The sequence below is a fragment of the Desulfosarcina sp. genome (assembly GCF_041551955.1).
In the GTDB taxonomy this organism is placed as follows: Bacteria; Desulfobacterota; Desulfobacteria; order Desulfobacterales; family Desulfosarcinaceae; genus Desulfosarcina.
Window position 1 is genome coordinate 1 of sequence record NZ_JBFELV010000336.1, and the last position, 5551, is coordinate 5551.

At 59.4% G+C, this 5551-nt stretch carries 4 protein-coding genes; all 4 read left to right on the forward strand.

From position 1 onward, the window contains the following. A partial coding sequence (locus ABYV26_RS19435; protein WP_372683015.1) for an ABC transporter ATP-binding protein occupies nt 1–674 on the forward strand: 674 nt, incomplete at its 5' end. Beyond that, nucleotides 671–1672, forward strand: a complete 1002-nt coding sequence (locus ABYV26_RS19440) for a hypothetical protein (protein WP_372683016.1) — start codon at nt 671–673, stop codon at nt 1670–1672. The genes ABYV26_RS19435 and ABYV26_RS19440, both read left to right, overlap by 4 nt. Before the next feature lie 54 nt (nt 1673–1726). Further along, nucleotides 1727–3448: an efflux RND transporter periplasmic adaptor subunit gene (locus ABYV26_RS19445; RefSeq protein WP_372683017.1), complete on the forward strand. Its 1722-nt coding sequence runs from the start codon at nt 1727–1729 to the stop codon at nt 3446–3448. A 54-nt stretch (nt 3449–3502) separates the two neighbouring features. Next, nucleotides 3503–5551: efflux RND transporter permease subunit (locus ABYV26_RS19450; RefSeq protein WP_372683018.1), on the forward strand; the 2049-nt coding region annotated here is incomplete at its 3' end.

Here is a 5551-nt window from a genome sequence, read left to right on the forward strand (position 1 = left end):
AAATCAGTAAAACCTATCACCAGGGGCGCAGCAATGCGGTGACGGCCCTTCAGCCGGTGAGCCTCAACCTGGCCGACGGCGGCATCACCGTGTTTCAGGGTCCCAGCGGCTCCGGTAAAACCACCCTGCTGAGTATCATCGGCCTGATGTGCCGCCCCTCCACGGGGCGCATCTATATCGACGGCCGCGAAACCACCAGTCTGACCGAACACTTCGCCGCGCGTCTGCGGCGCCGCACCTTCGGCTTTGTCTTCCAGAACCACAACCTGATCAAGGGGCGCACCGTGCTGGACAACATCATGATCCCCGCCTATCCGGAGGGGGAGCCTTTCTCGCGCCTGCGACAGCGGGCCCTGTCCCTCCTCGAGCGACTGAAGCTGGCCGACAAGGCTGGCCGGCAGGTGACGGCGCTGTCCGGCGGCGAACTGCAGCGGGTGGCCGTGGCGCGTGCGATGATCAACAGCCCCTCCGTGCTGATTGCCGATGAGCCCACCGCCCACCTCGACTCACGGCTGGCCGATCGTTTTTTGGAAATCGCTGCGGATCTGTCGGCTGAAGGATTGACCGTACTGGCCGCCAGCCATGACCCGCGCGTCTGCAACGCAGGTTGTGTGGACCGGCTGATTTTCATGCAGGATGGCCGGGTGGTCGACAGCCCGCAGGTACCGGCATGATTCTCAACCCCGCCATCATCGCCCTGGTTGCCAACGCCTGGTTGATCAGCGCGTGTACGCTGGCTGCCGCGCTTCTGGGCGTGCGGATTATCCGCTGGTGGGACCTGGGAAGCACCGCAAGCCTGCAACTGGCCATGGAGCGGCAAACCTATTTGATTTCCAGCGTGCTGACTTACCTGCTGATCTTTGAACTGCTGTCACTCTTCCTTTTTGCCTTCACCGCCGATCGCCTGCACTCCCTGTTCATCGGGGCCATGTGCGCGGCCGGCTCCCTGAACGTCAACGCCTACGGTTATCCGGCCTTGCAGCTCAAGCTGGTCAATTGCCTCCTCTGCGGGATCTGGCTGATCGTCAACCACGTGGACCAGCAGGGGGAAGACTACCCGCTGATTCGATTCAAGTATCGTTTCCTGACCATCATTGCCGGGCTGCTGGTCCTGGAGAGTTATCTCCTGACCCGTTATTTCAGCCTGATGCGGGCGGATGTGATCACCTCATGCTGCGGGGCGCTGTTCAGCGAAGACACCACCAGTGTCGCCGGTGTAATGGCCGGGCTGCCGGCTTATCCGGCCATGATCGCGTTCTACGCGAGCATGGCCCTGACCCTGCGCACCGGAATTCATTTTCTGGTCACGGGGCGGGCCATCCGGTGGTTTTCAGGGTTCAGCGTCGTTTCGCTGGCAGCGGCTCTGGTGGCCATCATCTCGTTTATCAGCGTATACATCTACCAGCTGCCGACCCACCACTGTCCCTTCGACATCCTGCAGCGCGAGTACCTGTATGTCGGCTACCCCCTCTATCTCTGCCTGCTGACCGCAGGGATCGGCGGGGCCGGGGCAGGGGTGATCGACCGCTTCCGGCAGCATGCGTCCCTTGCAGCGGTCATACCCCGGGTTCAAAAAAAACTTTGTCTTGGCAGTTTACTTGCTTATGTTATATTTTTAATGATATCGGGATATCCCATTGTTTTTACGGATTTCACGCTCAGCGGCTATTGAGCGAGGCGGGCCCGACACCGGCGCCCGGGAAAATGACGATAACGTGGTGACACCATGAACCAAACTTCACTGCCCAAGCGTACTGCCCTAATGGTTTGCTTGATCTTGGTGCTGGTGGGGGCCGCCTATATGATCGGTCGCCGGTCCGGCACCGACGCTTCCCATGACCTTCAGGCAGCGGCGCACGATCGCGAACTCGCCCACGGCGAAACGGCCACGACGGCTGAAGCCGACGCTCCCGCTCTATTGTATGCCTGCCCCATGATGTGCACACCCCCTTTGGCGACACCGGGTGAGTGCCCCGTCTGCGGCATGGCGCTGGCCCCCGTCGAGGGCGATGGCTTGACGCCTGGTCACAACCATGACCTTGCACCGGCACCCGGAGGCGACTGGCACGCCTCCCGGATCGAACTGAGTGCCCAGGCAATCAAACTGGCCGAGATTCGCGTGTCCCCGGTGGTTCGCAAGGCGGCGACGGCTGAGATTTCCCTTTTCGGCCGGATCGACTACGACCCGGCACACATGACCAAGCTGTCGGCATTTATGCCGGGCGTCATCGACCGGGTATATGTCAAACGCGCCGGCCAGTTTGTCCGCTGGGGTGACCCGTTGTTCGACATCTACTCGTCGGACTTGCAGGAGACCCAGAAACAACTGGTGGAACTGATGCCATACGTCCCGAGTTTCCTGGCGTTTCAGAGCGGTCAACCGCATGTGGCTCAGGAAGTGCCCGTGCAGAACCGAAAGCTTGACACGTCCGAGGCGGGCGAAGAACAGCGCAAAGCCGCCTATCGCAAGATGGCGGCGATTCGACACAAACTGAGCATCTTGGGCCTGCCAAAGCGGGATATCGACGAATTGATGAAGGTCGGTGAAGCCACCGGTATCGCCACGGTGTATGCCTCCATGTACGGTCAGGTGGTGGAGCAGAATGCCTATGAAGGAACCTATATCAATACCGGTACGACCATCTTTACCCTGGCGGATCCCAAATACGTATGGGCCCGACTGGATGCCTACGAGACGGATTTCCCCTGGTTGCGCAAAGGTCAGGAGGTTCAATTCGAAACCACCGCCTATCCCGGCGAGCGGTTCACCGCCAAGCTGGTTTACATCGATCCGGTGTTCAATCCCGAGACACGCACCTTCAGTGTCGGTGCCCTGCTGGCGGAGCAAGGCGGGCGGTTGAAGGCTGGCATGCTGATCCGGGCAACGGTCCAGGCGCAACTGGATTCAGCAGGCCAGGTTGCCGCGGGCCAGGGCGCCCATGCCGCGGCACCGCTGCTTATCCCCTCCACAGCGCCGCTGATCACCGGCCGGCGCGCCGTGGTTTATGTGTCCGTGCCAGGCGAGGACGGGCAATTCGAGGGCCGCGAAATTGTATTGGGACCTAAGGCGCGGGATCACTACGTGGTCCTGGATGGCTTGCAGGAGGGTGAACAGGTGGTCTTCAATGGAAACTTCAAGATTGACAGCGCCATACAGATCCTGGCCCGCAACAGCATGATGACCATGCAGGATGGAGACATTGCCGAAAGCTATCACCATGCCGGTTCGGACTCAGTCAACCGGGACTATTCCGAGGAGCGGCTGCGCAGTCGGATGCCCCGGGATGCGGCAAGCGCAGACCAGCCGGCAGAGGCGGCCAGCGAAGAGAACACCTTTATCCGCAGCCGACGGTCCTCGCCGGGTCAGGGGCAGTCGGTCGTGCAGCGCCGCCGACCGGGAAGTTACGGTGACTCGACGCGTCGGTCAACGCGGGCCTTGGACCCGTAGACCGAACCATTGCCGCCGGTCGGCAGATTCTAATATATAGGGACACGCAAGTGAATGCAGCCGCATAGTGACATCGATCCGTCTCCTCCAGCCACCTTTCTAGAGCGTATTGTCCGTTTCTGTATTCTCAATAAGGTGCCGGTTCTGCTGCTTTTCCTGCTGATTGCAGGCGGCGGCCTGCTGGTGGCCCCCTTCAACTGGACGCTGGGCGGAGCGCTTCGCAATCCCGTGCCGGCGGACGCCATTCCCGATATCGGTGAAAACCAACAAATTGTATTCACCCAATGGCCCGGACGATCCCCTCAGGACATCGAAGATCAAATCTCATATCCGCTCACCGTTGCCCTGCTGGGCCTGCCGGCGGTTAAAACGGTTCGTAGCTTTTCCATGTTCGGCTTTTCCATCATTTACGTTATTTTTAACGATGATGTGGAGTTTTACTGGTCTCGCACCCGGATATTGGAAAAACTGAGCAGCCTGCCGACGGATACCCTGCCGCCGAATGTCCAACCTTTGTTGGGACCCGATGCGACGGCAATGGGACAGGTTTTCTGGTATACGCTGGAAGGCCGGAATGTCCAGGGGCAGCCCACCGGAGGATGGGACCTTCACGAACTGCGCACCATTCAGGACTGGTATGTGCGCTTCGCATTGATGGCTGTTGACGGGGTCAGCGAAGTGGCCTCGGTGGGTGGATTCGTTCAGGAATACCAGGTCGACATCGACCCGGACCGCATGCGCGCCTTCGGTGTTTCTCTGAACGACGTGCTCGACGCCGTCCGCCAGGCCAATCTGGATGTGGGTGCACAGACCATCGAAGTCAACCGGGTGGAATACCTGATTCGCGGACTGGGTTTTATCAAGCGCATCGAAGATCTCGAAAATGCCGTGATCAAAATGGACCAGGGTATTCCCGTCTTCGTCAAAACGGTTGCCAATGTGGTGATCGGACCGGCATCCCGCCAGGGCGCGCTGGACAAGGGCGGGGCGGAGACCGTCGGCGGCGTCGTTGTCGTGCGTTACGGTGAAAATCCCATGGCGGTCATCCAGAACGTCAAGCGCAAGATTGAAGCGATCTCCCCCGGCCTTCCCCAACGCACTCTGACGGATGGAACTTTTTCTCAGGTGAAAATAGTTCCCTTTTACGATCGAACCGAGCTGATTCAGGAATCCCTTGGGACCCTTGAACAGGCCCTGATCAATGAAACCCTGGTGACCATCGTGGTCGTGATCGTAATCCTGCTCAACCTGGGCAGCTCGATGGTGGTGGCCGGCATGATTCCCCTGGCGGTCCTGATGGCATTTATCGCCATGCACCTGTTTAGCGTGGATGCCAACATCGTGGCCCTTTCCGGCATTGCCATTGCCATCGGCACCATCGTGGACATGGGAATCATTTTAACTGAAAACATCTATCGGCGACAGGCAGCGGCCGATGGATCCATCGATCGCCTGGCACTGGTGGTGTCTGCGGTAAGGGATGTGGGCGGTGCCATGGTCACTGCGGTGAGCACGACGGTTATCAGTTTTCTGCCGATCTTTGCCCTCACCGGTGCCGAGGGTAAGCTGTTCAGACCGCTGGCCTTTACCAAGACCTTCACCCTTTCGGCGTCCCTGCTGCTTGCCGTGGTGGTCCTTCCGCCGCTGGTGCACACCATTTTAAAATACCGGTCGAACCGGCGCAGCAAACAGTGGATCCTGTACGAGGGGTTGGTATATCTGGGTGCGCTGGCCATGCTGCTGGTAGACCTGCGCATCGGTTTGGCGCTGGTGATCGTCGGTGTTTATTACCTGCTTGGCAGATGGCTGCCGGAAACGGTCCGAAAGCAGATTCTACTGCTGGTCAAGTTGGTACTGGCGATGGTGTTGATCCTGATTCTCGCGGACCACTGGACGCCTCTGGGACCCGAAAAGGGGGGCTGGCGGAACTTCTTTTTTACGATCGTATTGGTCGGGAGCACCCTGGGGCTGTTCCTGGCATTTCAGTATTACTATCGGGCTATTTTGGGCTGGTGCCTGGCCCACAAAGCCCTTTTTCTTTCCTTGCCGGTGGCGCTCGTTTTTGTGGGCGGCATGGTGTGGCTGGGAACCGATGTGTTGTGG